31 protein-coding genes and 1 tRNA gene are annotated in these 26,384 nt (G+C 65.8%); 24 read left to right on the top strand and 8 right to left on the bottom strand.

Annotated elements, in window-relative coordinates; all coding sequences use genetic code 11:
• Positions 1-17 precede the first annotated feature (17 nt).
• The 17 genes from fliL to queE all read left to right on the top strand — a co-directional run bounded on the left by fliL (position 18) and on the right by queE (position 13,221).
• On the top strand, positions 18-692 hold the full coding sequence (fliL, locus tag DI606_RS06240; RefSeq protein ID WP_293980650.1) for a flagellar basal body-associated protein FliL: 675 nt from the start codon (positions 18-20) through the stop codon (positions 690-692).
• A 141-nt stretch (positions 693-833) separates the two neighbouring features.
• Positions 834-1,718 (top strand): flagellar motor switch protein FliM, encoded by an 885-nt coding sequence (locus DI606_RS06235; protein WP_293980649.1) that lies wholly within the window; start codon positions 834-836, stop codon positions 1,716-1,718.
• Positions 1,715-2,050 carry a flagellar motor switch protein FliN gene (gene fliN / locus DI606_RS06230; RefSeq protein ID WP_293980648.1) on the top strand — a complete coding sequence of 112 codons (336 nt, stop codon included), beginning with the start codon at positions 1,715-1,717 and terminating at the stop codon, positions 2,048-2,050. The genes DI606_RS06235 and fliN overlap by 4 nt, the downstream gene beginning before the upstream one ends.
• Before the next feature lie 85 nt (positions 2,051-2,135).
• Positions 2,136-2,402, top strand: a complete 267-nt coding sequence (locus DI606_RS06225) for a flagellar biosynthetic protein FliO (protein WP_293980646.1) — start codon at positions 2,136-2,138, stop codon at positions 2,400-2,402.
• Entirely contained in the window at positions 2,392-3,183 is a 792-nt protein-coding gene (gene fliP / locus DI606_RS06220; protein ID WP_293980644.1) for a flagellar type III secretion system pore protein FliP, read from the top strand. The genes DI606_RS06225 and fliP overlap by 11 nt, the downstream gene beginning before the upstream one ends.
• A gap of 17 nt (positions 3,184-3,200) precedes the next feature.
• Complete coding sequence (gene fliQ / locus DI606_RS06215; RefSeq protein WP_293980643.1) at positions 3,201-3,473, top strand: flagellar biosynthesis protein FliQ; 273 nt, start codon at positions 3,201-3,203, stop codon at positions 3,471-3,473.
• The gene (fliR, locus tag DI606_RS06210) at positions 3,470-4,252 is read left to right on the top strand and encodes a flagellar biosynthetic protein FliR (RefSeq protein ID WP_293980642.1); all 783 of its coding nucleotides are present in this window, start codon (positions 3,470-3,472) and stop codon (positions 4,250-4,252) included. Before fliQ ends, fliR begins: the two co-directional genes overlap by 4 nt.
• Position 4,253: 1 nt before the next feature.
• Positions 4,254-5,399 carry a flagellar biosynthesis protein FlhB gene (locus tag DI606_RS06205; protein ID WP_293980641.1) on the top strand — a complete coding sequence of 382 codons (1,146 nt, stop codon included), beginning with the start codon at positions 4,254-4,256 and terminating at the stop codon, positions 5,397-5,399.
• A gap of 146 nt (positions 5,400-5,545) precedes the next feature.
• Complete coding sequence (locus DI606_RS06200) at positions 5,546-5,986, top strand: hypothetical protein (RefSeq protein WP_293980640.1); 441 nt, start codon at positions 5,546-5,548, stop codon at positions 5,984-5,986.
• An 81-nt stretch (positions 5,987-6,067) separates the two neighbouring features.
• On the top strand, positions 6,068-7,492 hold the full coding sequence (gene fliD, locus DI606_RS06195; protein WP_293980639.1) for a flagellar filament capping protein FliD: 1,425 nt from the start codon (positions 6,068-6,070) through the stop codon (positions 7,490-7,492).
• Between the two features lie 17 nt (positions 7,493-7,509).
• Entirely contained in the window at positions 7,510-7,905 is a 396-nt protein-coding gene (gene fliS / locus DI606_RS06190) for a flagellar export chaperone FliS (protein WP_293980638.1), read from the top strand.
• Between the two features lie 165 nt (positions 7,906-8,070).
• Positions 8,071-9,267, top strand: a complete 1,197-nt coding sequence (locus DI606_RS06185) for an aspartate aminotransferase family protein (protein ID WP_293980636.1) — start codon at positions 8,071-8,073, stop codon at positions 9,265-9,267.
• A 54-nt stretch (positions 9,268-9,321) separates the two neighbouring features.
• The gene (argF, locus tag DI606_RS06180; RefSeq protein ID WP_293980635.1) at positions 9,322-10,251 is read left to right on the top strand and encodes an ornithine carbamoyltransferase; all 930 of its coding nucleotides are present in this window, start codon (positions 9,322-9,324) and stop codon (positions 10,249-10,251) included.
• A 103-nt stretch (positions 10,252-10,354) separates the two neighbouring features.
• The gene (locus DI606_RS06175) at positions 10,355-11,260 is read left to right on the top strand and encodes an Hsp33 family molecular chaperone HslO (RefSeq protein ID WP_293980634.1); all 906 of its coding nucleotides are present in this window, start codon (positions 10,355-10,357) and stop codon (positions 11,258-11,260) included.
• Positions 11,261-11,386: 126 nt separating this feature from the next.
• Positions 11,387-11,815 carry a hypothetical protein gene (locus DI606_RS06170; RefSeq protein WP_293980632.1) on the top strand — a complete coding sequence of 143 codons (429 nt, stop codon included), beginning with the start codon at positions 11,387-11,389 and terminating at the stop codon, positions 11,813-11,815.
• A gap of 50 nt (positions 11,816-11,865) precedes the next feature.
• A complete protein-coding gene (gene queC, locus DI606_RS06165; RefSeq protein ID WP_293980630.1) occupies positions 11,866-12,558 on the top strand; it encodes a 7-cyano-7-deazaguanine synthase QueC in 693 nt (230 codons plus the stop codon).
• Positions 12,559-12,573: 15 nt separating this feature from the next.
• A complete protein-coding gene (gene queE, locus DI606_RS06160; protein ID WP_293980629.1) occupies positions 12,574-13,221 on the top strand; it encodes a 7-carboxy-7-deazaguanine synthase in 648 nt (215 codons plus the stop codon).
• 5 nt (positions 13,222-13,226) lie between these two features.
• On the opposite strand, the gene DI606_RS06155 is transcribed toward queE, so the two are convergent.
• The 3 genes from DI606_RS06155 to lipB form a co-directional block, all read right to left on the bottom strand.
• Positions 13,227-13,925 carry a hypothetical protein gene (locus DI606_RS06155; RefSeq protein ID WP_293980628.1) on the bottom strand — a complete coding sequence of 233 codons (699 nt, stop codon included), beginning with the start codon at positions 13,923-13,925 and terminating at the stop codon, positions 13,227-13,229.
• Positions 13,926-14,018: 93 nt separating this feature from the next.
• Positions 14,019-14,312: a hypothetical protein gene (locus DI606_RS06150; protein ID WP_293980627.1), complete on the bottom strand. Its 294-nt coding sequence runs from the start codon at positions 14,310-14,312 to the stop codon at positions 14,019-14,021.
• 62 nt (positions 14,313-14,374) lie between these two features.
• Complete coding sequence (gene lipB, locus DI606_RS06145; protein ID WP_293980625.1) at positions 14,375-15,091, bottom strand: lipoyl(octanoyl) transferase LipB; 717 nt, start codon at positions 15,089-15,091, stop codon at positions 14,375-14,377.
• Between the two features lie 78 nt (positions 15,092-15,169).
• Here lipB and DI606_RS06140 point away from each other — a divergent pair, with 78 nt between their 5' ends.
• Complete coding sequence (locus DI606_RS06140; RefSeq protein ID WP_293980623.1) at positions 15,170-15,931, top strand: hypothetical protein; 762 nt, start codon at positions 15,170-15,172, stop codon at positions 15,929-15,931.
• Here DI606_RS06140 and DI606_RS06135 read toward each other — a convergent pair.
• Genes DI606_RS06135 through DI606_RS06125 form a run of 3 tightly spaced genes read right to left on the bottom strand, consistent with a single transcriptional unit; the run spans position 15,916 to position 17,869 of the window.
• Positions 15,916-16,512 (bottom strand): GNAT family N-acetyltransferase, encoded by a 597-nt coding sequence (locus tag DI606_RS06135; RefSeq protein ID WP_293980621.1) that lies wholly within the window; start codon positions 16,510-16,512, stop codon positions 15,916-15,918. The genes DI606_RS06140 and DI606_RS06135 overlap by 16 nt on opposite strands.
• Before the next feature lie 5 nt (positions 16,513-16,517).
• The gene (gene hemF, locus DI606_RS06130; RefSeq protein ID WP_293980619.1) at positions 16,518-17,402 is read right to left on the bottom strand and encodes an oxygen-dependent coproporphyrinogen oxidase; all 885 of its coding nucleotides are present in this window, start codon (positions 17,400-17,402) and stop codon (positions 16,518-16,520) included.
• Entirely contained in the window at positions 17,399-17,869 is a 471-nt protein-coding gene (locus tag DI606_RS06125) for a tRNA (cytidine(34)-2'-O)-methyltransferase (protein ID WP_293980617.1), read from the bottom strand. Before DI606_RS06125 ends, hemF begins: the two co-directional genes overlap by 4 nt.
• 193 nt (positions 17,870-18,062) lie before the next feature.
• Between DI606_RS06125 and petA the strand changes: the two genes are divergently transcribed.
• From petA to DI606_RS06105, 4 genes are all read left to right on the top strand, one after another.
• Positions 18,063-18,629: a ubiquinol-cytochrome c reductase iron-sulfur subunit gene (gene petA / locus DI606_RS06120; protein ID WP_293980616.1), complete on the top strand. Its 567-nt coding sequence runs from the start codon at positions 18,063-18,065 to the stop codon at positions 18,627-18,629.
• 12 nt (positions 18,630-18,641) lie between these two features.
• Positions 18,642-19,961: a cytochrome b/b6 gene (locus tag DI606_RS06115; protein WP_293980614.1), complete on the top strand. Its 1,320-nt coding sequence runs from the start codon at positions 18,642-18,644 to the stop codon at positions 19,959-19,961.
• A gap of 15 nt (positions 19,962-19,976) precedes the next feature.
• The gene (locus tag DI606_RS06110) at positions 19,977-20,825 is read left to right on the top strand and encodes a cytochrome c1 (RefSeq protein ID WP_293980612.1); all 849 of its coding nucleotides are present in this window, start codon (positions 19,977-19,979) and stop codon (positions 20,823-20,825) included.
• A gap of 71 nt (positions 20,826-20,896) precedes the next feature.
• A complete protein-coding gene (locus DI606_RS06105) occupies positions 20,897-21,433 on the top strand; it encodes an adenine phosphoribosyltransferase (protein ID WP_293980610.1) in 537 nt (178 codons plus the stop codon).
• Between the two features lie 7 nt (positions 21,434-21,440).
• Here DI606_RS06105 and DI606_RS06100 read toward each other — a convergent pair whose 3' ends face one another.
• Positions 21,441-22,079: a 5'-methylthioadenosine/S-adenosylhomocysteine nucleosidase gene (locus tag DI606_RS06100; protein ID WP_293980608.1), complete on the bottom strand. Its 639-nt coding sequence runs from the start codon at positions 22,077-22,079 to the stop codon at positions 21,441-21,443.
• A gap of 233 nt (positions 22,080-22,312) precedes the next feature.
• Positions 22,313-24,337, bottom strand: a complete 2,025-nt coding sequence (locus DI606_RS06095; protein ID WP_293980606.1) for a TonB-dependent siderophore receptor — start codon at positions 24,335-24,337, stop codon at positions 22,313-22,315.
• 122 nt (positions 24,338-24,459) lie between these two features.
• On the opposite strand from DI606_RS06095, the gene DI606_RS06090 reads away from it, so the two are divergent.
• Positions 24,460-25,719, top strand: coding sequence for an MFS transporter (locus DI606_RS06090; protein ID WP_293980604.1), 1,260 nt, complete (start codon positions 24,460-24,462; stop codon positions 25,717-25,719).
• An 82-nt stretch (positions 25,720-25,801) separates the two neighbouring features.
• Positions 25,802-25,892: transfer RNA gene (locus DI606_RS06085), tRNA-Ser, on the top strand.
• Positions 25,893-26,384: the final 492 nt, after the last annotated feature.

The following is a 26,384-nucleotide window of genomic DNA, read 5'->3' as shown; positions in this document are numbered from 1 at the left end:
CCCAGGGGACAGACACAATGAGCGAAGAGCCGAAGGCCAAGAAGAAAAAGGGCGGGGGCATGAAAATGATCCTGCTGCTGGTCCTCGGCGTCGTCGTGGGCGGGGCCGGGGCGGCAGGCGGCCTTTATGCGGCCGGTTTTTTCAGCCCCAAGGCGGAAGGCCCGAAGGAAGACCCCAACAAACCGGTGCTCGTGCTCGCCGGTGAGGATGCGCAGGCGGTTGCGACCGCGCATGGCTGGGCCGGTGAGGCAGGCGGTGGCGGCGAGGGTGGGGGCGGTCACGAAGGCGGCGCTGCGCCCGAAGCCCATGCCCCCTCGCCCGGCCACGCGCCCGGCAAGGGCATCGATCTGCCGACGCCCGCCAACCCCGCTGCCTATCAGGCGACCTATTTCCAGCTTACCCAGCCCTTCACGTCGAACATGTCGGACACCGATGCCTTCGCGCAAATCAGCATCGCGGTCTCCACCTATTACGATTATCGCGTGATCGCGTCGGTCAAACAGCATGAAATGCCGATCCGCAGCCAGGTGCTGATGATGCTGGCGCAACAGCCGCAGGAAGTGCTCGACACGCCCAAGGGCAAGCAGATGCTGCAACAGAAGATTCGCGGTGTTGTGAACGACGTGCTGAAGCAGAAGACCGGCTATGGCGGCATCGACAACGTCTATTTCACGAACTTCGTGATCCAGTAGGCGGCGCGCCCGGCCAGGTTGCCGGGCCGGGTCCTCTCATCCCGGATTAACCGGAATTTTACCATTTTCGTTATTTTATAGGCCTGCCCGCAAAGGGATCGGGACGTTCCCCGATCATCCGGCACAGGGCAGGGGACCGAGATGACGGATGTACAGGCCTACGCCTTCGGGCGCGGGGAAAGCCAGGCGCCGATCATGCTGTCGGGGCTTGACCGGCTGGCGGAAAAGCTCGGACGGCGAATCCGCGCGCTGGTCGAACCGATCGCGGGCGTTCGCCCCCATGTCGCGCCCCAGGACACCCGCGTCCTCGATTTCGGCGCTTGGTCGGCGGACGTGCCGACCTTTTGCAGCCTCTCCCTCTATCGCCTGATGCCGCTCAAGGGGCAGATGATGCTGCGCCTCGACGCCGGCATGATCTCGACCCTTGTCGACTGTTTCTACGGCGGTATCGGCAACCGCCCGCTGCCCGCGCGCACCGAATTCACCCCGACCGAAGATCGCCTGATCGCCCGGCTCGCCGATTCGATCGTCGCGCGGCTGGTCGAAACCTGGACCGATATCCTTGCGCTCGACTCCGGCCTCATCCTGCGCGAAAGCGGCGTGGGATATGCCGCCGCCGCCCAGCCCGGCGACCAGATGGTGCTCCAGCGCTTCACCGTGTCGCTGACGCGCGATCAGGAATGGCCGGTCGACATCCTCTTCCCGCTGGCCGCCCTGCGCGCGGTGGAGGCGCTGACCGGCACCAACATCCCCGCCGACGAGGAACATCGCGATCCCGTCTGGCAAACGCGCATCGCCCGGCGGATGCGCGACATCCGCTTGCCCGCCCGCACCGTGGTGGCGCGCCCTAACCTCTCCATCGCCGACCTCATGCAATTGAAGGTCGGGGACGTCATCCCCGTCACCATCGGCCGGTCGCTGCCCCTGATCGTGGGCAATCGCATCGTCGCCCATGGCAGCATCGGCGAACAGGACGGCCGCGCCGCATTCCAGATCGAAAAGCTTGCACAGGAACCCGACCAATGAGCGACATGAGCGAAGCCCCCCGCATCGAGCGGGGCGACGATCCGATCAGCCGGATGACCAGCAACCGCCAGTTCAGGCTGCTGGCCGACATTCCCGTGCGCATGTCGGTGGAGGTCGGCTCCACCTCGCTGCGCCTTGCCGAGGTGATGGACCTTGCCGAAGGCTCCATCGTGGAACTGGACCGGCAGGCCGACGACCTGCTCGACATCATGGTCAACGGCGCGCTGATCGCGAAGGGGGAAGTGGTGACGGTCAATGGCCGTTATGGCATCCGCATCGTCGACATCGCCGCGACCGAAAACCGCCTGGCGGGCATCGAACGCCGCGGCTGATCGCGCCTGCGCGATTTTGCGCTTGCCTTGGGCGCGGAAAGCGCGAATCGACAGGCATTAACCACGACAAGCGGGCGGCCCTTTCATGGTCTGGTATTTCGTCAAACTGCTGATCCTCCTGCCGCTGGTCGGCGGCATGGCGTTCGGCGCCCTGTGGCTGTGGCGCAAATATCAGCCCGGCATGGTCGGGGCGGGGCAGGGCGACCGTTCGCTCAAGCTGCTGGAGGCGCTTCCCATGGGCGCGTTCGGCAAGCTTGCCGTCGTCGAGTTCGAGGGGAAGAAGATCCTCGTCGCCGTCACCCGCAACCGGATCGAGAAGATCGCGGAAGGCGACCCCTACCGTGTCCGGTAGGACGACGCTGTGGTTGATCGGCGGCGCGATCGTCGTCGCCGGCCTTGCCCTTGCGGAACCGGCTTTGGCGCAGGCGGCAGCGCCCACGGCGCCGGTCGACAATGGCGGCGCGCTGACCCGCGCGCTCGGACAGGTGTCGGGCGACGGGCGCTCGCTCTCGCTGTCGCTGCAAATCCTGATCCTCATGAGCCTGCTGACGGTGCTGCCGTCGCTGATCCTCATGATGACCAGTTTCACGCGCATCATCATCGTCCTGTCGCTGCTGCGCCAGGCGCTGGGGCTGCAACAGACGCCGCCCAATCAGGTGCTGGTGGGCCTGGCCCTCTTCCTCTCGCTGTTCGTCATGCGCCCGGCGGTCGACGCCATCAATGCGCAGGCCTTCGACCCCTATGGCAAGGGGCAGATCAGCATCGAGGAAGCGGTCGGGCGGTCGGGCAGGGTGCTGCACGGCTTCATGACCAAACAGACCCGGCAAAGCGACCTCAAGCTGTTCGCCAACCTTGCCAAGGCGCCTGCCTTCCGCACGCCCGAAGACATCCCCTTCTCGATCCTCCTGCCCGCCTTCGTCACCAGCGAGCTCAAGACCGCGTTCCAGATCGGGTTCATGATCTTTCTCCCTTTCCTCATCATCGACCTCGTCGTCGCGTCCACGCTGATGGCGCTCGGCATGATGATGCTCTCGCCCACCATCATATCCATGCCCTTCAAACTGCTCCTGTTCGTGCTTGTCGACGGGTGGGCGCTCACCATGGGGTCGCTCGCCGGGTCTTTCGCGACATGAGGCGCAGGCGCTGAGCCATGGAAAACGCCGACTTCTTCATGGGTCTGGCGCAGCAGGCGCTGTGGATCACGGCGCTGGCGGCCGCGCCCGTCCTGATCCCGGCGCTGATCGCGGGTCTCGTCATAGGCATGGTGCAGGCCGCGACATCCATCAACGAACAGACATTGAGCTTCATTCCCAAACTGTTGGTCGTGGGTGGGATGCTGGTGCTGTTCGGCGGGTCGATCATGGTGCTGATCGCCGACTTCACCCGCGAAATCTTTGAGCGCATCCCGGACCTGCTGCAATGATCGCGCCGGGCTTCGCGGGCGTCGAGACGCAGCTGTGGGTCTGGCTGATCGCCATGATCCGGCCCGGCGCGGCCTTTATCGCGGCGCCCGTCTTCGGCGCGCCCTCGGTCCCGCTTCAGTTGCGCCTCATCCTTGCGCTCGCGCTCGGGCTGGCCGCGCTCAACAGCGTCACGATCCAGCTGCCGCAGGACGGTGTCGCCAGCATCGAAGGGGTCATGATGGTTGCGGGCGAAGTGCTCGCTGGCCTCGCCATGGGTTTTGCGGTGCAGATCGGCTACGCCGCCGCCTTCGTCGCGGGCGAAGTGATCGGCAACGCCATGGGTCTCAATTTCGCCGCGATGGTCGATCCCTCGTCGGGGCAGGGGACGCAGGCGGTGGGGCAGTTCCTCTCGATCCTCGCGACCTTCCTGCTGCTCGGCATGGACGGGCATCTGCTGCTGGTGAGCTTCATCGTGCAGAGCTATGTCGCGATCCCGCCGGGCGCGGCGCTGCTGTCGAACGATACCGTCTGGCGCATGATCGAGTTCGGCGGATCGCTGCTGGGCGCGGGCGTCACCGTCGCGCTGCCGGTCGCCTTCGCGCTCGTCCTGGTGCAGATCATGATGGGGATGCTGTCGCGCGCCGCGCCGTCGCTCAACCTTTTTGCGGTGGGGATGCCGATGGCGATGATGGCGGGCCTCGTCCTGCTCGCGATCGGGGTGCCGATCATGGCCGAAGGCATGACCGCCTCGCTCAAGGCGGGCCTCGAACAGGCGCGCGACCTGTCGGAGGGCCGCTGACATGGCGGGCGGGAGCGAGGGCGGCGAAAAGACCGAAAAGCCGACAGCCAAGAAATTGCAGGATGCCGCCAAGAAGGGCGACATTCTCCAGTCCAGGGAACTGGGCACCGCGCTCGTCGTGATGGCGGGCATCGGTTGCATGGCGGTGATCGGCCCCGCGCTGATCGACGCGTTGCAGCATATGCTGGTCGAAGCGTTGCGTTTCCGCCGCGACGACATCGTGGACTTTTCCCCCGCGCGGCGCGGCGCTGCGCTGCTGGCGGGCATTCTGCTGCCGGTGGCGGGCGTGATGCTCGCGACCTTCCTCGCCGCGATTGCCGCGCCCGCCTTGCTGGGATCGCTCGGCTTCCGGCCCGGGGCGTTCGCGCCCAAGCCCGAAAAGCTCAATCCCGCCGCGGGGCTCAAGCGCATCTTCGGGATGCAGGGCCTCATCGAGCTTTTGAAGTCGCTCGCCAAGGTGCTGCTGCTCGGCAGCATCGGCGTGTGGATCCTGTGGGATCGGCTGGCGGAGATTGCCGGCCTTGGCAAGACGAACGTCACCTCCGCCATCGCCGATGTGGGCGACATCTTCATCTTCACCTGCCTCGCCATGGCAGGCGGGCTTTTCCTGATCGCGGGAATCGACGTGCCCGCGCAGATCATGCAGCGCGCCAAGCGTCTGGGCATGAGCAAGCAGGAAGTGAAGGACGAGCACAAGGAAAGCGAAGGCTCGCCCGAACTCAAGGGGCATATCCGTCGCCGCCAGTTCGAGGTGCTGAGCGGATCGACGCGCAAGGCGGTCGCCGAATCGACCGTGATCCTCACCAATCCCACGCACTTTGCGGTCGCGCTGCGCTATCGCCCCGGGCAGGACGCCGCGCCGGTCGTTGTCGCGCGCGGGTGCGACGCCATCGCCGCCGCGATCCGCGAACTGGCCGACACCAACGGCGTGACCGTGCTCCAATATCCCGAACTCGCGCGCGCCATCTACTTCACCAGCCGCGCCGGACAGATTGTCAACGAGGGACTGTATGTCGCGGTCGCGACGGTCCTCGCTTTCGTCTTTCGAGTACAGAACCGCATGGCGAGCGAGATGGATCGGCCTTTCGTCACGGTCCCTGACGACTTGCGCTTCGACGCGGAGGGGCGAAAGGAGACAGCGAAATAGACAGATGAGAGCGATTTTACTTCGTCGCGAAAACAATGTTTTAGCTGTCTACTTCGTTGTCGCATTCTAAAAATGTCTTTCACGACTTAAAGTCCTTTCGCGGCGATCCGTTATCGGTTGTCGGGGACTTGAAAGGTTTGCGCGCCATGGACGATTTCAGATCGCGGACACAGATTGCGCCTGTCGACCGTTCGGTCGTGCGGGCCGTCGCTCCCGTTCCGGCAGTGAAGGCGGCGGCCGCCGTTCGCGTCACCGACGCCCCCGAAACGCAGGCCCGGCCGGTATCGGCCGATGCCGCCGCCCCGCCGCGCGACGGCGACCTGGCCAGCGTCGCCGAGTTCGTGGAGGTCCACGCGCGCGTCGCCGCCATCCTCTCCGACCTCGGTGCAGGCGCGATGAGCGTCGAAGATGCGACCGAACAGGTGATTCCACGGCCCTTCGTGTTCGTGCCGCTGCCGCCCGCCAGCCGCGAGGCGGTGGAGCATGCCGAAACCGTCGCGAAGCGGATCGTCGAGCGCGCATCCTATGCCCACAGCGCCCATGCGCAGCTGTCGCGCGCCATGGTGGAGCAGATCGGGAGCCTGTGACCCGTTCCGAGCGACCTTACGACAATATTTCCTAAAGGTCTGCGCGATATGGCCGTTCTATCTTCCTGAAAGGACGGCCCCATGACCACGTTAGGCAGCAGCATTTTGACGTCGCTCGGCGCGGGTTCCGGCGTGGACACGTCCGCTCTCGTCAAGAATCTGGTCAGCGCCGCCCGCGATCCCAAGCAGCAGGCGATCACCAACCAGCAAACGCTAAACAATTCGCGCATCTCGGCGGTCGGATCGGCGATCAGTTCGCTCGACACCTTCGCCAATGCGCTGAGCGAGGTGTTGTCGGGCTCAGACTATACCGGCACCGCCAACAGCAGCGACCCGGCCACCGCCACCATATCGGTGCTGAGCGGCGGCACGCCCAGCGGCCTTCCAGTGCGCCTGTCGGTGCAGCAGCTGGCCACCGCGCGCGCCCTGTCGTCGACCGCGGCGGTTGGAGCGAAGAGCAGCGATGCGGTCGGCACCGGCACGCTCACGATCAAGGGCGCAGGCGGCAAGGAAACGGCGATCACGGTCGATTTCAACAACAACAGCTATTCCGGGCTCGCCGCATCGATCAACGCCAGCGGCAGCGGCGTCACCGCGCGGGTCGTCACCGACCAGTCGGGCACACGCCTGGTGCTCAAGGGCGAAACGGGCGTCGACAACGATTTTACGCTCGCCGTCACCGGCGCTGCCGACGGCACGGTGCTGAAGGGCCTCGCCTGGGACAATGGCGCCACGCCGTCGACCATGACCAGCACGTCCGACCCCCTCAATGCGAAGATCACGCTCGACGGGCAAAAGTATGAATATGCGAGCAACACGATCGACGGCGCGATCCCGTTCGTGCGGATCGACATCGCAAAGGTTTCGGCTCCCGACACCGGCACGACCCTGTCGATGACGCAGCCTACCGCCGGTATCGCGGACCTGCTCAAGGAATTCGTGAGCGCGTTCAACACTCTGTCGAAGGCACTGGGGACAGCCACGGCCAAGGGGACGGATTCGTCCAATGCCGGGGTGCTGAACGGCGTGTCGGCGGTGCGCGACATGCAGCGCCAGCTCGGGACGCTGACCTCCACGCCGCTCGCCAGCACGGGCAGTTTCCGCACTTTGGCGGACATCGGCATCACCACCAACCGGGATGGCACGCTCTCGCTCGACACCACGCGGCTGACCTCCGCGTTGCAGGCGGACCCCGAAGGCGTGACCAACATGGTCAATCCGCAGACATCCACGACCGCCAATCCGGGTCTGTCCAAGCTGATGGACAGCGTGCGCGACAATGTCGAACGCGACAACGGCCCGCTCAAGCTGTTGCAGCAGCGTTACCAGGATACGGCCAAGTCCTTCACCGACCAGCTGGCGAAGCTCGACACGCAGATGTCGGATTACCAAGACCGGCTGACCAAGATCTACGCGGCCATGGATACGCGGCTCACCACGCTCAAGGCTACGCAAAACTACCTCGACCAGCAGGTCAAGGTCTGGACCAACGGCAACAATAACTGAATCGGGACGACAGCACGATGTTCTACAACCAGGGTTATGCAGGGGGCGCGGCGGCACGGCGCTATGCGGCGGTCCATTCGGGCAGCCGGACGGAAGGCGCGACGCCCCATGCCCTCGTCAAGATCCTGTTCGACGAATTGCTGCTGGCGATGGACGCGGCGGCGCTTGCCGAACGCAACGGCGACCGGGCGAAGGTGTCCGACAAGCAGGCCCGCGCCATGTCGATCATCTATGCGCTCGAATCGAGCCTGGACTTCGACAAGGGCGGTGACGTCGCCACCGGCCTAGCGCAAATCTACCGCGAGGCACGCCGCCTGCTGCTCGAAGGGGCCAGGGATCGGGCGGCCGAGCCGGTCGAGCAGGCCCGCGCCATCGTTGCCGAAATCGCCGACGCCTGGAACCAGATCGGCTGATCCACTTGCCCGCGACCGGCCTTATGCGGCGGGGTTGCACCCCCTTGCGGCGGGCGGTATAGGCGGCACTCGCAAAGGGCGGCCCGGCGGGGTCGCCTTTTTGCGTTTCGCGCAATTTGTCCCGCGCACCCACGAAGACCGCCACTGTCCAGAAAGGGAAGGCCCATGTCGATTACGCCGCTCATGCCCGTTTACCCCCGGTGCGACGTGCGTCCGGTCCGAGGCGAGGGCTGCCACCTGATCGGCGAGCGCGGAGAGCGCTATCTCGACTTTGCGAGCGGCATCGCGGTCAACCTGCTGGGCCACGGCCACCCCACGATCGTGAAGGCGATCGCGGATCAGGCCGCGACGCTCATGCACACATCCAACCTCTACGGGATGCCGCTGGGCGAAAAATTTGCGCAGCGCCTCGTCGACAATACGTTCGCCGACACCGTGTTCTTCACCAATTCGGGCGCGGAGGCGGTCGAATGCGCTATCAAGACCGCGCGCCGCTATCACTACGCCAACGGGGAAGCGCACCGGCACAAGATCGTCAGCTTCGACAATGCGTTTCACGGGCGGACGCTGGGGACCATATCCGCCACCAGCCAGCCCAAGATGCGCGACGGGTTCGAACCGCTCCTTCCCGGTTTCCAGGTGGTGCCGTTCAACGATCTGGCCGCCGCGACCGCCGCGGTCGACGCCGATACGGCAGGCTTCCTGCTGGAACCGGTGCAGGGCGAAGGGGGCGTGACGCCCGCGACGCAGGCGTTTCTCCAGGGGCTGCGCCAGCTGTGCGACGAAAAGGGGCTGCTGCTGATCCTGGACGAGGTGCAATGCGGCTATGCGCGCACCGGCACCTTCTTCGCGCACGAGCAATATGGTGTGAAGCCCGATATCATGGCGGTCGCCAAGGGGATCGGCGCAGGCTTCCCGCTGGGCGCGTGCCTGGCGACCGAGGAAGCGGCCAAGGGCATGGTGTTCGGCACGCACGGGTCCACCTATGGCGGCAACCCGCTGGCGATGGCCGTGGGCCTTGCCGTGCTGGACGAAGTGCTGGCCGACGGCTTCCTCGATCATGTGAAGGCGATGGGCGCGCGCCTGCGCTCCTCGCTCGAACAGCTCATCCCCAACCACGACGACATGTTCGAGGATGTGCGCGGCATGGGCCTGATGCTGGGCGTCCGAATGAACGATGCCTATGACGCGCGCGCCTTCGTGGCGCATCTGCGTGACCATCACGGCCTGCTGGCGGTGTCGGCGGGGCAGAATGTCGTGCGCATCCTGCCGCCCCTCGTCATCGAGGAAAGCCATATCGCCGAAGCCATGGAAAAGATGTCCGCCGGAGCGCGGAGCTTTTCGACAGCCCAGGCGGCCTAGTCCAACCCCCGTCCGGGCGCGCGAAAGGCGGCCCGGACGGAAGAGGGGTTCATCATGACCAAGCATTTTCTCAATCTCTCCGACGCGGGCGGCGACGCCATCGCCGCGATGATCGCCGACGCCATCGACCGGAAGGCGGCGCGCAGCGACCGGCCGAAGGGCGCGGCGGACCGTGACGCGCCGCTCGCCGGGCATACGCTGGCGATGATCTTCGAAAAGAATTCGACCCGCACCCGCGTCAGTTTCGACATGGCGATCCGCCAGCTGGGCGGCACGTCGCTGATCCTCGACGGCGCGACCAGCCAGTTGGGGCGCGGCGAAAGCATCGCCGACACCGCGCGAGTCCTCTCGCGCATGGTCGACGCGATCATGATCCGCACCGACGATCATGCCAAGGTCGAGGAAATGGCGCATTATGCGACCGTCCCCGTCATCAACGGCCTTACCGACCTGTCGCACCCGTGCCAGATCGTCGCGGACCTGCTGACCGTGGTAGAACACGGTCTGGCGCTGCCGGGCAGTCAGTGGGCGTGGCTGGGTGACGGCAATAATGTGCTCCATTCGATCGTCGAGGCGGCGGGCCTGTTGAAGTTCGACGTGCGCGTGGGCGTGCCGCAGGGCTACGATCCCGACCCCGCCTTCGTCGCGGCGGCGCGCGCCGCCGGATCGACCGTGACGCTGACCCGCGACGCGGTGGCGGCGGTCGCGGGCGCGGACGTGGTGGTCACCGACACCTGGATTTCCATGGGGCAGGCCCATGCCGAGGAAAAACTGGCGGCAATGATGCCCTATCAGGTGACGCCCGACCTGATGCGCCATGCCAAGCCACAGGCGAAGTTCCTCCACTGCCTGCCCGCCCATCGCGGCGAGGAAGTCGTGCCGGAGGTTATCGACGGTCCGCAGTCGCTGATCTGGGACGAGGCGGAAAACCGCATCCACGGTCAGAAGTCGGTGCTGCTCTGGGCGCTGGGCCGGATCGGTTGAGATTGCGCGGCAGGCTTCCTATTTAGGCCGCCTGCCCGCATCATCGGATGCCTGATCTGTTCCGTCGCGCCTGCCTTGCGCTTCGGACCACCGGAGCTGTGACGTGACTGCCGACCTTCTCGATACCGCCCTTGGCTTTACCATCCCCGCGCGCCATGTGCGCGGGCGCGTCGTGCGGCTGGGACCGGCGCTGGACGCGGTGCTGGCCGCCCATGCCTATCCCCCGCCAATCGAGCGGCTGCTGGCGAGCGCGCTGGTGCTCGCCGCGCTCCTCGGCAGCACGTTGAAGCATGAAGGCGGGCAGATGACGCTTCAGGCGCAGACGCAAAGCGGCGTCGTCAGCCTGCTGGTCGCCGATTACAAGGACGGCGCGCTGCGCGGCTATGCCAAGTTCGACGCGGATCGCCTGGTCGAACTGGGCACCGACCCATCGCTGTTCGGGCTGTTCGGCAAGGGCTACCTCGCCATCACCTTCGATCTTGCGGAAACCGGCGAGCGCTATCAGGGCATCGTGCCGCTGGAGGGGCAGTCGCTGGCTGAGGCCGCGGAGCATTATTTCTTCCAGTCCGAACAGATCCCCAGCGTCATCCGCATCGCGACGCGGCACGATTCGGGCGATGGTTGCATCGCGGCGGGCATGTTGCTGCAGCATCTGCCCGAAGGCGAAGTGGGGCGCGAGCGGTTGCATGTGCGCCACGACGAACCGGAATGGGAGCATGTGCAGGTGCTCGCCGAAACGCTGCGGCCCGACGAACTGACCGACGACGCTCTACCGCTGTCCGACATCCTGTGGCGCCTGTTCCATGAGGAGGAGGAAGTCCGCGTGACCGAGGAGGGGCGTCTGGCGAAGGGGTGCCGGTGCGACCTGACGCATATCCGCGACGTAATCGGCCGTTTTCCCGAAAGCGAGCGGACGGACATGGCGGATGAGCAGGGGATCATCGGCGTCGATTGCGCTTTTTGCTCGCGCATCTTTCCCATCGCGCTGGACAGTTTCGCCACGTCCTGATCGCGGGCGTCAATAAAGGCAGGCCGGGCCGATTGCGTTATCAAATTGCCGCAATTGTGTAGCAAAACGCAACTGGTCGCAGCGACGCGGCGCGCGACGCCAGTCATACCGGATCGGACAGGGACCATGAGCAGCTATTTTCGCCGGGGGCTTTGCGCTCTCACCATCCTCGCGGCCGCGACTGCCGCCGGTGCGGCGAGCGTTCCGGTGCCGGCGCCTCCTCCCGCGCTCCCGTCTGCCTTGCAGGCGCTGGAGACGGGGGAATGGGAATTGCGCGAACGCGGCGACGGGTCGGACGTGCGCAAGCTTTGCGTCACCGACCTTCGGCAGCTGCTTCATATCCGGCATGGCAAGGCGCAGTGCCGCAGCTTCATCGGCAGCGACGCCCCCCATGACATGTCCGTGACCTATGACTGCGCGGCGGCGGGCAATGGGCGCACCGATTTGCGGGTAGAGACGCCACGTCTGGTGCAGATCCGCTCGCAGGGGATCGCCGATGGCGCACCGTTCGCCTTCGCCGCCGAAGGGCGTCGCGTAGGCGCGTGCAAGGGATGATCGCCCGTCCGCCGCTTGCGTTGCGGACGCGGGAGGGATAGCGCGAGCCCATGGTTGGCAATGACAAGAAATTCGCCGTCGTGCTGCTTTCGGGCGGTCTCGACTCCATGGTCGCGGGCGGTCTGGCGCGCGAAGCGGGCTATCGCATCCTGGCGCTTTCGATCGACTATAACCAGCGGCACCGGGTCGAACTGCGCGCCGCCGAACGCGTGGCGCGGGCGCTCAACGCGATGCGGCACATCGTCCTGCCGCTCGACCTCACCGCATTCGGCGGATCGGCGCTGACCGCCGACATCGACGTGCCCAAGGATGGGGTGGGTGACGAGATTCCGGTCACCTATGTTCCGGCGCGCAACACCATTTTCCTGTCGCTGACGCTGGGCCTTGCCGAAGTGGCGGGGGCGAGTGACATTTTCATCGGGGTCAATGCGCTCGATTATTCGGGCTATCCCGATTGCCGCCCGGAATTCATCGACGCGTTTCAGACGATGGCGGCGTTGGCGACGAAGGCGGGGGTGGAGGGTCATGCGATCCGTATCAACACGCCGCTGCAATATATGAGCAAGGCCGACATTGTGCGCGAGGCGCATCGCCTGGGCCTGGATGCCGGGATCAGCTGGTCCTGTTACGATCCGACGCCCGACGGCAAGCATTGCGGCCTGTGCGACAGCTGCCGCCTGCGCGCCAAGGGGTTCGCGGAAGCGGGCCTGCCCGATCCCACTATCTACGCCACGCGGCCCTGACACCGGGGCGATGCGATGAGCTATGCGGTCAAGGAAATGTTCCTGACGCTCCAGGGCGAAGGGGTGCAGGCGGGGCGGCGCGCCGTCTTCCTGCGCTTTGCCGGATGCAATCTGTGGAGCGGGCGCGAGCAGGACCGGGACAGTGCGGTCTGCCGGTTCTGCGACACCGATTTCGTCGGCACGGACGGGCTGGGCGGCGGGCGGTTCGCCGATGCGCAGGCGCTGGCCGATGCGGCGCTGGGCTTCTGGGGCGAGCGGACCGAGGGCCGCTACATCGTGCTGACGGGCGGCGAACCGATGCTTCAGATCGACGACGCGCTGGTCGATGCGCTGCACGCGCGCGGCTTTACCGTCGCGATCGAAAGCAACGGCACCTTGCCCGCGCATTCGGGCATCGACTGGGTGTGCATCAGCCCCAAGGCGGGAAGCGAGGTGGTGCAAAGGTCGGGCGACGAACTCAAGCTCGTCTGGCCGCAGCCGGGAGCCGGGCACAGCATGTCCGACCTGGCGGCGATGGAGGGATGGGCGTTCGCCCATCACCTCATCCAGCCGCTCGACGACGCACGCGCGGTCGATAACGCGCGCGCATGCGTCGATCTGGTAATGGAACGGCCGATGTGGCGGCTGACGGTGCAGGCCCATAAATATCTGGGCCTGCGCTGACCGCGTCAGGGCTTGCCGACGCCGGTTTTATCGTTCCACGCCTGATGACAGGCTGGCTGGAGCACGCCCTTCTTCCAGCATGCAGCGTCCAGCGACGGCAGCGCGGTGACATAGTCGTAGCCCGGCGTGCCATAGGCCTGCTCGCCCGCCAGCACGGTCGCCTTGCGGATGGAGGCGAGGCCGCTGCGCCCCACTTCGTTGAGCTTGCCGCGATCGGCGAAGATCGCCTCGCGCCCCATGCGCGCCGCCGCCTGACAGAAGCCCTTTTGCGCCTGCACCGTCGAATAGCTCGAATAGATGCGGGTGTTGTACATGTCGGACGCGGTCTGGCCCGGCTTGCCCTTGCCCTTGATGCGCTGGAAATAGCCGAGCAGCCCGGCCTGCGCTTCGTCCAGTTCTGCGTCATGATGGGCGATCATCGCGTTGTAGTTGCTGGTGGTGAGCAGGGTCGGGTCGAAATCGCACTGAAGCGCGGCGACATTGAGCGCGGCGCGCACGTTCCATGCAAGGCCCGCCTTGATTTCGGCGGCGGTCGCGCCGGGCAGGCCGAGCGCGTTGGCGGCGGCCTCGTCCGTCAGGGGCGGGGCGCTGAAATCGGGCGGCGACCAGAAGAATTGCGCGGCGGCAGGCTGCGCGGCGACGGGCGCGAGCGCGATAGCCGCCATGGCAAGGGCGCGGCGCAGGGTGGGGGCAAGCTTCGTCATCTCAAACCTCTTTGTGGGCGCGGATCGAACCGCGTCATGCCGCTTGATATAGTGTGGGGTGCGCCATCGGTCCCGGCGCCGAAGGGGGGTGGCTTACTGGTCGGACAGGATTTCGGCCTCCTGATCGGCGGGTTTGGCTTCGGCCTGGTTCGACGGGGCGGGGGCAGGCGCGGTCGCGTTGCCCGCGACGTTGGCGCCGGGCATTGCGACTGCCGCGCCCTCGCTCTGCACGCCGTCGAGGTCGGTCATGGCATCGGTCGCGGTGCCGTCCACTACGTCCATGTCCTTCATCTGCACCTTCGTCTGGCTCTCGTCCTTGCCGCCGCACGACGCGAGCGGCAGCGCGGCGAGCGCCGTGGCGAGGGCGATGATGGCGGTCCGGGGCATCCGGGTCTCCTTGCAACGCAGGTCAGGCCCGGCGGCCCCCAGCTGGCGAATGAAGCCGGACCCTAGCGAGCGGCTTCGCATTGCTCAAGCCCTCCGCCACATCGGCCGAGCCGATTGAGAAAGGCCGGGAAATGGGCTTGGAGCGCGGCGTCGAGCGCGGCCATCGACGTGTCGCCGCCGAGCGCTGCGATGCTGGTCACCGGATATTCGCTGATCCCGCAGGGCACGATGCCGCCGAAGTGCGAAAGGTCGGGATCGACGTTGATCGAAAAGCCGTGCAGCGTGACCCAGCGCCGCACCCGGATGCCGAGCGCGCCGATCTTCGCTTCCCGCCCGTCCCGGTCGTCGGTCCAGATGCCGATGCGCCCTTCCGCCCTTCGCGCCGCGATGCCAAGGTCGGCCAGCGCCGCGATCATCCAGCCTTCGAGATGATGGACGAAATTGCGCACGTCCTTGCCGCGTTGTCCGAGGTCGATGTTGAGATACCCGATCCGCTGTCCCGGCCCGTGATAGGTATAGCGCCCGCCCCGCCCGGCATCGTGGACGGGAAAGCGCGGGTCGATGAGTTCGGCGGGATCGGCGCTGGTTCCGGCGGTGTAAAGCGGCGGATGTTCCAGCAACCACACCCGCTCGCCTGCCTCGCCCACATGGATCGCGGCGGCGCGCGCTTCCATGTCGGCAAGCGCCGTGGGATAATCGACGGGCGCTGTGTCGACGCGCCATTCCACCGCGACCGGGATCGTCGCATCGTGCTGTTGCGGGGGCAGGGGAGAAGACATGGCGCATTCCTTGACTTGGACGCGGCGAGCGATCAAGTCTCGCGCTCCTTTTTCCGCTCCATAAGGCAGACATGAGATATGGCGACACTGTCGATCGGCAAGGCGTGGGAGGAAACGGCGGCATTCGTCGCGCGCGAAGCCGCGCTGCTGCTGCCCGTGGCGCTGTTGTTCGTGGCGCTGCCCATCGTGCTGCTTCAGGAAATGACCCCGCCCGAACTGGTCCAGTGGTCCGCTAGCATGAAGGGCACGATGCCCGCCGTGCCGGGCAGCTATTGGTTCAGCCTGCTGCTTGCGGTCGTGCTGATCTGGTTCGGGTCGCTGACGCTGTTCGCGCTGGCGTTGCGACCCGGCATCAGCGTCGCCGAAGCGCTCAGGCTTGCGCTGCATCGGCTGCCGGTGCTCATCGGGACCAGCGTGCTGGCGGGGTTGTTGCTGTTCGTCGCCATTCTGGTCGTGTCCGCGCCGCTGATCCTGGTGGCGGGCGTGGGCGGTCCTGTGGTCGCGATCGTGGGTGTCGGGCTGTTCGTGGGCACGCGGCTTGCGCTGCTGAACCCGGTGGTCATCGACGATCGTCTGGGCGTGCTCGCCTCGCTCAAGCGCGCCTGGGCGCTCACGAAGGGCAGCTTCTGGCGCCTGTTCGGCTTCCTCGCCATCGTGTTGGTCGTATCGACCATCGCGGGGTCTGCCGCGCAGGCGGTGTTCGGCGTGATCGGCGGCCTTGTCGCGGGCGTCGACGGCGCGCGCCTGCTGGGCGGCATCGCGGCGGCGGGCGTGTCGGGCGTGGTGCAGGTCTATATGCTGGTGATGCTGGCGCGGCTCTATCGTCAGGCGGCGGGCTGATCCAGCAGGGGCACATGGGACGCCGCACCGCGTGGCAGCACCCCGGCAAGGCGCGGGTCGGCAAAGGTTTCGACATCGCGCGCGAACGGCACGAAGCCTGATCGCATGTAGAAGCCGAGCGCTGCCGGACTGTCGAGGGTGCAGGTATGGACCCAGAACCGCTCCACCCCCTTGCGCCATGCGAGCGCGGTCGCCTGCGCTATCAGCCAGCGGCCCAGCCCCTTGCCCGTGAACCCCGACGCGAGGCCGAAGAAGCTCAGTTCGCAGTCGGGCGGCGCGCGAAAATCCAGTTCCAGCAGGCCGATCTCCGTCCCCCGCGGGTCGGTGACGGCATAGACCTCGACTGCCGGGTCGATCAGGATCGCGCGCAACGCCTCGTCCGCCATGACCAGCCGGGAAAACCACAGCCACTCTTCGCCCACCCGGCGGAAAAGCGTGCGATAGGCGTCGATTTCGGGGCTTTTCCAGCGCACCAGACGCAAGGGCGCGGGCGGCACCGGCGCAGGCACGGGCCGTTGCCGCATTTCCAGAGACGTGACGATGGTCGCCACCATGCCCGGCTCCACCCGCGTCAGGCCCATCGCGGTCAGCTCCAGCTCGCCATCGGCGGCAGGCTCATGAGAATGGCGTCGATATTGCCGCCGGTCTTGAGTCCGAAGAGCGTGCCGCGGTCGTGCACCAGATTAAATTCAGCATAGCGCCCGCGCCATTCCAGCATCGTCGCATGGTCCGCTTCGCTCGACGGCTCGTCCATGCGTCGCCGCACGATGGGCGGAAAGGCGGTAAGGAAAGCGTCGCCGACTGCGCGTGTGAAGGCGAAATGCGCATCGAACGCAGCATCGTCCGGAGTTTCGAGATGGTCGTAGAAGATGCCGCCCACGCCGCGATGCACGCCGCGATGGGGGATGAAGAAATATTCGTCCGCCCAGGCGCGGAATCGGGGATAATGATCGGGGTCGTGCGCGTCGCAGGCGTCCTTGAAGACCGCATGGAAATGCGCCGTATCCTCCTCGCGCGGCAAGGGCGGATTGAGATCCGCGCCACCGCCGAACCAGCTTTTGGTGGTGACGAGGTAGCGCGTATTCATGTGTACGGCCGGGACGTTCGGGTTCGCCATATGCGCGACTAGGCTGATGCCGGTCGCGAAGAAGGCGGGATTGTCCGCCGCGCCGTGGATCGTCTGGGCAAAGCCGGGCGCGAATTCCCCGCCCACGGTCGATATGTTGACGCCGACCTTCTCGAACACCTTGCCCTTCATGACGCCGCGCACGCCGCCGCCGCCTTCGCCCGGTGCCTGCCCCTCCGCCTCGCGATCCCACGCGGTATAGACGAACGCGGCGTCGCTGCCCGCCTCGCGCTCGATCGCCTCGAACTCCACGCAGATGCGGTCGCGCAGCGATTCGAACCAGCCTCGCGCCGCCTGCTGCCGGGCGTCGAGCGGGAAGGGGACGGCGGGAACGGGACGGGTCATGCGGGAAAGCCCTCGGTCTGACGCAGCGCCTCGGCGAGCGCGATGCCGGTCGATACGGCAAGGTTCAATGAACGGAAACCCGGCGCCATGGGAATGCGCACGCGGATGTCGGCGATGTCGCGCACCTCGGGCGGGACGCCCGCGCTTTCCGACCCCATCATCAGCACGTCGTCCGGCTCGAACCGGACATCGGGCAGCCGCTGGGATGCGTGCGCGCTCATGAGCAGCAGGCGACGGCCCTGCGCGCGGCGCTGCGCGTCGAACGCGGTGAAATTGGCATGGCGGGTCACGTCGGCGGCCTCCCCATAGTCCATGGCCGCGCGTTTGAGGCGCGCGTCCGAAAAGGCGAATCCGGTCGGCATGACGATGTCGACCGGGACGGAAAGGCAGGCGGCGAGGCGCAGGACCGCCCCTACATTGCCTGCGATCTCGGGTTGATAGAGAGCAATACGCATGGCTTTTGCCATAATGCACTGCGGCAAATTGTCATAGGGTGCGCGAGTTTGCTGTTGGCAAAGCGCGTGCAGTCTGGTTATCAGGCCCACGAACCACGCCGGGGGGGAGGCGGGTCCAGCCATCGCTGTCATCCCAAATCCCTTGATAAACAGTGCCGGCAACGGCAATGCGGTGTACAGGGAAGTCTTGCAAGGGTAGAGGTGCATGGCGAGCGTAGAGCATTCTGACGGAAAGACATTATCCGGCGAGGAAGGCGTGCGTCGCCGCGATTTCATCAATATCGCCGCCGTAAGCTTCGCAGGCGTGGGTGCGGTAGCGGTCGTGCTGCCGCTCATCGACCAGATGAACCCCAGTGCGGACGTGCTGGCGCTGGCATCGACCGAAGTCGACCTGTCGGCGATCCAGCCGGGGCAGGCGATCAAGACCACATTCCGTTCGCAGCCGCTGTTCGTGCGGCATCTCACTCCGACCGAAATCGCCGAGGCCGACAAGGTCGACGTGTCGACGCTGCGCGATCCCCAGACGCTGGAAGAGCGCACGGTGGACGGCAAGAAGGAATGGCTGATCACGATGGGCGTGTGCACCCATCTGGGCTGCGTGCCGCTGGGCGCGGGCGAAGGCGAGAATCGCGGCGAATATGGCGGCTATTTCTGCCCTTGCCACGGTTCGTCTTACGATACCGCGGCCCGCATCCGTAAGGGGCCGGCGCCCAAGAACCTGGAAGTTCCGAAGTTCAGCTTCACTTCCGATACCGCCATTCTCGTGGGTTAAGGGGGTAATTTCATGAGCTTTCCCTGGGCTGAACATTATACCCCCAAGCATCCCATGATGCAGTGGGTGGACGAGAAGCTGCCGCTTCCGCGCCTCGTCTACAACGCCATCGGCGCGGGCTATCCTGTGCCGCGCAACCTCAACTATTTCTGGAATTTCGGCGTGCTCGCCGGGCTGGCGCTGATGATCCAGATCGTCACCGGCGTCATTATGGCGATGCACTACGGCGCGAACGACCTTGTCGCGTTCGGCACCGTCGAGCAGACGATGCGCGACGTGAACGCGGGCTGGCTGATGCGCTATGCCCACGCCAACGGCGCGAGCTTCTTCTTCATCGTCGTCTATCTCCACATTTTCCGCGGCCTCTTTTACGGATCGTACAAGGCCCCGCGCGAAATGGTGTGGCTGCTCGGTCTCGTCATCTTCCTGTTGATGATGGCGACGGCGTTCATGGGATATGTGCTTCCCTGGGGGCAGATGAGCTATTGGGGCGCGAAGGTCATCACCGGCCTGTTCGGCGCGATCCCGGTCGTGGGCGAACCGATCCAGACCTGGCTGCTGGGCGGCTTCGCTCCCGGAAACGCGTCGCTCAATCGCTTTTTCTCGCTGCACTTCCTGCTGCCCTTCGTGATTGCGGGCGTCATCATCCTGCACATCTGGGCGCTGCATATTCCAGGGTCCAACAACCCGTCGGGCGTGGACGTGAAGGGGCCGCAGGACACGGTGCCCTTTCACCCCTATTATACGGCCAAGGACGGCTTCGGGGTCGGTGTGTTCCTGATCCTGTTCGCGATCATGCTGTTCTTTGCGCCCAATTATTTGGGCCACCCGGACAATTATATCGAGGCCAATCCGCTTTCGACGCCCGCGCACATCGTGCCGGAATGGTATTTCTGGCCCTTCTACGCGATCCTGCGCGCCTTCACGGTCGACTTCCTCTTCGTTCCGGCGAAACTGCTGGGCGTGCTGGCGATGTTCGCGTCGATCCTGCTGCTCTTCTTCCTGCCCTGGCTCGATACCTCGCCAGTGCGGTCCGGCAATTATCGTCCGACCTTCAAGAAGTTCTTCTGGATCCTGATCCTCGACGTGCTGGTGCTGGGCTATTGCGGCGGCGCGCCCGCGGCGGAACCCTATGTCATGATCAGCCAGGTCGCCGCGGCCTATTATTTCGCGCACTTCCTCATCGTCCTGCCGCTCATCGCGCGCTACGAAAAGCCGCTGCCGCTGCCCGGATCGATCACGGAATCGGTGCTCAATCGCCACCACATCAAAGGCGAAGAGGATGCGCTGCCCGGCATGGGCACCGATCCGCAGCCTTCGAACGCCGGTTAAGGGGGAACAGGTTCCATGGTTCGCATCGGCGCAATTCTCGTCGGCCTGTTCTTTTCGGGCTGGCTGCTGATCTCCTTCCTCGTCGGCGCGACGGCTTTCGTCACCGATCCGCCCCAACCCACGGTGGAGCATGAATTCCACCTTCCGCCCAAGCACGTGTCTTTCTCGTTCGACGGACCGTTCGGCAAATATGACCGGCGCCAGCTGCAACGCGGCTTCCAGGTGTTCAAGGAAGTCTGCTCGGCCTGCCACAGCCTGAAGTTCGTGGCGTTCCGCGATCTTCAGCAGCTGGGCTACAACGAGGCGGAAGTGAAGGCGATCGCCAAGCAGTGGGCGATCAAGACCCCCGACGTCGATCCCAAGACCGGCGAGGCTTCCACGCGCGATCCGGTCCCGGCCGATCACTTCCCCAAGCCCTTCGCCAACAATGTCGCGGCGGCGGCGGCGAACAACAATGCGATCCCGCCGGACCTGTCGCTGATGACCAAGGCCCGCCACCATGGCAGCGCCTATGTCTATTCGCTGCTGACCGGGTTCCAGTCGCAGCCGGCTGCATTGCTGAAGGAATTTCCTGACGCGAAAACGCCGCAGGGGCTGCACTACAATCCCTATTTCGCGAACCTCAACCTTGCCATGGCGCCGCCGCTGACGGCGGAGGGTCAGGTAACCTATGGCGACGGCACCAAGCCGACGGTCGACCAGATGGCGCAGGACGTCGCCGCGTTCCTCACCTGGACGGCGGAGCCCAAGCTGGAAAACCGCCATCGTGCGGGCGTGGCGACGGTCATCTTCCTGCTAATCGCTACGGCTCTTGCCTATATGGCGTACCAGAATATCTGGGCGGACAAGAAAAAGGCCGCCTGAACCGACCGGTTCGTAGACAAAAGGGCGTGGCTTCCTTGAGGGAGCCACGCCCTTTCTCTATGGAGGCGGCCATGAGCCGCGACACGCTGACCGCCCTGGTGCGGACCATCCCCGACTTTCCCAAGCCAGGCATCCAGTTCCGGGACATCACGACCCTGTTGGCAGATGGCGAAGGGCTGCGCGAACTTGTCGACCGGCTGGTCGCTATCGCCCGCCCGCTGGACCCCGACCTCATCGTCGGGATCGAGGCGCGCGGCTTCATTCTGGGCGCGGCGCTCGCTGCGGCGCTGGGCAAGGGCTTCGTCCCGGTGCGCAAGGCGGGCAAGCTGCCCGGCCCGACCGTGGGCATCGACTATGTGCTCGAATATGGCACCGACAGACTGGAACTGCATGAAGGACAGGCCCCGGCGGGCAGCCGCATCATCCTGGTCGACGACCTCATCGCGACCGGCGGCACGGCAATTGCCGCAGCCCAGTTGCTGCGCGAACAGGGCGCAAACGTGTCGATGGCACTCTTCGCCATCGATCTGCCCGACCTTGGCGGGCGGGCGCTGCTGGAAGGGCAGGGCGTTCCGGCGCAGGCGATCCTCACCTTCGACGGGCACTGACCTGCCGTCAGTTCTGCGACCTCAGCTTCCCCGCGCGCAACGCTGGCTCGATCCCGTCCACCGCCACCGCCAGACGCTCATCGATCAGTCCAAGCAACTGCGTCCAGCTGTCGATATGGTCCAGCTCACCCGGTCCGTCGGAAATGCCGCGCAGCCCCATCATCGGCACCCCGAACCGGGCACAAGCACGCGCGACGGCAAAGCTTTCCATGTCCACCATGTCGGCGTCGATGGCAGCATATTCCTCTCCACCCACGACATTCGCGCCGGTCGACAGGCGCGCCAGCGGCACGTCCAGCGGCGTAACCAGTGGAATGTCGACGGGATGCTCCATCAGTGGCGTCACCCCCTTCGCAAAGCCGAGGCGGGAGGCGTCCATGTCGCGCCACGACACGCTTGCGACCTGAAAAACCGCGCCCAGCGGGCAGCGGCGCGATCCCGCTGACCCGAGCGACACGACAAGGTCGGGCAACGCCTGTTCCGCCGCCAATTTTTGCAGCGCCACGCCGGTGGCGATCGCCGCCTCGACCGGCCCGACTCCGGTCAGCAGCGCGTCAAACCGCGCCTTGAGGTGCGGCCCATATTCCATTTCGACCGCCATGACGAACAACACACGTCTGCCCGCCAGAATTTCGCATTGCGCCATATCGTCCCCCGCTAGCGACCTTGCCATAACGGGCTGACAGGCAGGCGCAAGCCGCCGTAGAAGCGAGGCGGTCAAGGCCGAGTAAGGTGCCCCCGATGGTTGGGGCAGGAAGCCACGTCCTGCCCATGGTGATGCAGTTTGCCGGATTTCTCACCGTTTCGCGATCCCGATGCTGGCCGGATGCGGCTGCGAGCGTTGCAATCCGGTGTAGGCCTCCCGGGCTCGGCAGCCCCTTAACCGCCGACCCGCACCCCGATCCAGAGGGTGCGCGGCGTGCCGAGGTCGATCGATCCGCCCGCATTGCGCGTGACCACCCGCGCATCGAAGATATTCTCCGCCCGCGCGACAAGGCTGATGGTTCGGCTGATGGGTAGGCGCGCAAACCCATCGACGGTCAGGGCATCGGGCAGGCTGTCGCTTTGCAGGTCGTCCTCATATTGCCGCCCGATATAGCGAACCGTGCCCGATAGCGAAAATGCGTGTTCAGCTGTCCACGTCGCTGTCGCACTCGCGGCGTGGCGCGGCGATTGCGCCGGTGCCAGACCGTCGAGCGCGGTGCCCGGCGCATCGACCTTGCTGCGGCTATAGGCATAGGACGCGGTCAGCGACAGACGCTGTGTTAGCGCCGCGCTCGCGGTCAGTTCGACCCCGCGCGCCAGGATCGCATCGACATTGCGACGCTGGCGAATGTTGGGTGCGACGGTCACATTGGCGATGGCATCGTCCAGCCGGTTGACGAAGATCGTGGCTGCAAGGTCGACGCCCCTTGCCGGGTGCAGGTCCAGCCCTGCCTCGACTCCCTTGAGCATCTCGGGCTTCAATGCGGCGTTGGCCTGCGTGGTGATGGGGAACACCACGAAGGGCCGGTAGAGTTCGTTGAGTGTCGGCAGGCGAAAGCCGCTATAGGCCGCCGCCCGCAGCGACAACGCTTCCGCCACCCGGTAGAGCGCGCCCGCTCGTCCGGAAAAGGCCCAGTCCGATCGGTCGGGAAAGCGCGTCGAGCCCGTCACCGCCCCGGTCGGTCCCGTAGCGCGGAACGACCCGTCGCTGATCGTCCAGCGATCCGCCCGCGCGCCTGCCGTCAGCACCAGCCTTCGGTCGAGCGCATTCGGCGTCCAGTCGTCCTCGACGAACAGCCCCGTGGTAACCTGCCGCCCACCGGCATGACGGCGCGCGGTCAGCGGATTGGCGGCAAGGTTGGCGTTATAGGCGTCCTCCATCATCTCGCCGCGCGCAAACCGCGTGTCTACACCCATCCGCAGCACATGATCGGTGCCGACCGGTGGGCGCAGTTCCAGCTTGCCGCCGATCCCGGTCGAGGGCGTGGCACGCTGGTCGAGCGACTTGCGGAAACTGGTGGACGAAATGACGATGTTCGAGAAATCGCGCGCCTGAAGATAGGCGAGGGCATCGACCTGCCACGGCCCGCGGCTGACGAGGCGGATGCTCGCGTCCTGCCCCTGGCTCATGCTGTCGGCTCCGGCGAAGCGCAACGTGCGGCGGTCCTCGAACAGAGTGGCGCGGACCTGAACCTCGGCCTGGTCCGACAAGGGCGCGACCGCGCGGATGTTCGCCGACCAACTGTCATAGGCGGCGGGGACGGTGGCGCTCACCCTCTGGTCGCGCGGCGTCGTCTGAAACCCGTCGCCCCGGTCCCAGCGACCCGACAGGCTGACATAACCGTTGCCCAGATCCGGCGCGATGGCGGCGGCCAGTTCGCTGGCATTCCGGCTACCTGCAAAAGCGCTCGCCGAAAATATGGGCAGATCCTGACGCGTGCCGCCCGCCAATTCGATCGTGCCTGCGACCGCACCCGCACCGAAGGGGCCGATGCCACCGCCCCGCGTCACCCGCACCGACGACAGGCGGTCGGGCACGATGGCGCTAAAGGGAATGTAGCCGAAAAAGGGATCGGCGACCGGTACGCCATCCAACAGCACCAATGTGCGGCTGGACGCGTTACCGCCCAGGGCCCGCAACGTCGCGCCCTGATTGGACGGATTGGAAGACCGGCTGTCCGACCGCCGGAATTGCTGGAAGCCCGCGACATCGGCCAGCAGATTTTCGATCCGCCCCGACGCGTTGTCGACCAGCCGGTCCCGGTCGATCACCACCGATCCATAAGCAGGCGCGCCGGGCGGCTGGGCAAGGCCAGCGCCCGTCACGACGATGGTGGGTGCGGGCAGCGTCGGTTGGCCCTGCGCCCACGCGGAACAGGGTACCAGTAACATCATGGCGGTCAGGGTGGTGCGTTTCATCGCAGCGCGTTCTGCCGCCTCCGAGACCGCTTGTCACTGGGCGCGAGGGGGTAGCGATCGAATAATCGCTGGTACAGGAAAGCATCGTTGTTCCAACGGGTTCTGGCGGCTAGAGGTGGGGGATGGCTGCGCCGCCTTCCTTCAACCGTACTTCCATGGCGCTCGCCGCGCTCTCGACGATCGTCGAGTGGTACCACTTCACCCTGTTCCTGTATCTCGCGACCGTGATCGCGCGCCTTTTCTTTGTCGGGCAGGATCCGCTGCTGGCCGCGCTGGGCGGCTTTGCCGTCGCCTACCTCATGCGACCGCTCGGTGCGATGGCGTTCGGCCATTTCGGCGATCGGCATGGGCGGCGGGCAACGCTGCTGGCGTCCATGGCGCTGATGACGGTCGCAATGCTGGCGACCGCCCTGCTGCCGACCGCTGCGCAGGTCGGCCCGGTCGCTGGCGTGTTGCTCATCCTCCTACGGTGCGTGATGGGATTCGCTGTCGGTGGGGAATATACGGGCGTTGTCGCCTATCTCCTCGAAGGCGCGCCCGATCATCGGCGCGGCCTTGTCACCTCGCTGGCCGCCGCGACCAGCGAAGTGGGCGGGCTGCTCGCCGCCGGTATCAGTGCGCTCACAGTCACGTTGCTGCCCCAAGCGGCGCTTGACGGCTGGGGCTGGCGATTGCCCTTCCTGTTAGGCGCGTTGCTGGCAGGCACAATCCTGGTCGTGCGGTCGGCCATGGCCGAATCGCCGGAGTTCGAAGCGGCGCGAGACGCGGGGACGCTGGCTCGGCGCCCGCTCGGCGAAGCGCTTTCCCGGCACCGTAGCGGCATTCTGCGCGGATTTACGATCTCGGCGCTTGGGTCGATCACTTATTATATCGGCATCACCTATCTGCCCGTCCATCTGGTGGCGCAGGGCGAACTATCGGAAGCGTCGGCTTTGCAACTGGCGACCCTGGCCGCGCTGGCAGTGATCGTTGCGACTCCGTTCGTGGGCATGGCCGCTGACCGTTTCGGGCGGAAGCCGACTTTGGTCCTTCTGGCGATCCTCGCCGCTGCGCTGCCCTATCCGGCCTTCGTCCTGCTGGCAGGGGCGTCCCCGCTGGCGGTTCTGGGCAGCGCAATCCTGCTGGCGTCGTTGGCGGGCGGGGTCAGCGCGGTGGGCGCGGTCGCCACCGCCGAGCAATTCCCCGCACGCGAACGGTTGAGTGGCCTTGCCCTGGGCGCGACCAGCGCGACGGCGGTGTTCGGTGGCCTCACGCCCCTGTTGGCGCAATGGGCCGTCAGCTACACCGGTTCGTCCGCCGCCCCCGGGATCATGATCGCCATCGTCGCGCTCGCCTGCCTTCCCGTGTTGCTGGCCTTGCCCGAAACTCGTCCCGCGACGTGACGTGCGCCGCTTTGCGGCGGTCGAGCTTTGCCCCTTGCCTAGCGCGTCCTCCCACGATAGGGAGCCGCCTTCCAGTGCATGCGGAGCGGTGGCCGAGTGGTCGAAGGCGCTCGCCTGGAAAGTGAGTATACGCCAAAAGCGTATCGAGGGTTCGAATCCCTCCCGCTCCGCCATATGATTTAATACAAGTATCTGAAAACCGTGGGAACTATGGAATAGCTGAGATAGCAGTTCCCCCTTCGGTCCCACACTCAATTGAGCAGCCTCGCACAACATGAGCGTGAAAAGGACACGTGCGAACTAACGCGTGTGTCTCAACGTGCTTCGCGTCCGATCCGCCGCGGCTCCATCACCATCAGGCAGATCGAGGTCTGCGGGTGTGAGAACCTTCGGGGCCGGTCGGCTTCCCGAAAGGAAGCAGTTTATCAAAGCAAGTACAGTCGGTCGCGGCGATCGGCGCGATTCAGACTTGGACGTATGACGCGCGATCACTGCCAGGATGGCTGTAGCCGTTGACCATAGGTCGCGTTTCGGGCGGCGGCGGGTCCATCATGGGAACGTGGTCGGGGAGCAAGTCAGCGATGAGGTCGAGGCCGTGATCGATCCCGGCGTGGTTCTGTTAGCCGAACATCGTCATTATTGTCTGCGATGGCGGCGTTGCGCTC

Origin of the sequence: Sphingobium sp., assembly GCF_003248505.1 — a bacterium.
Taxonomy (GTDB): Bacteria; Pseudomonadota; Alphaproteobacteria; order Sphingomonadales; family Sphingomonadaceae; genus Sphingobium.
Note: the sequence above shows the minus strand (reverse complement) of the source record. Positions and strands in the feature narration are given on the sequence as shown.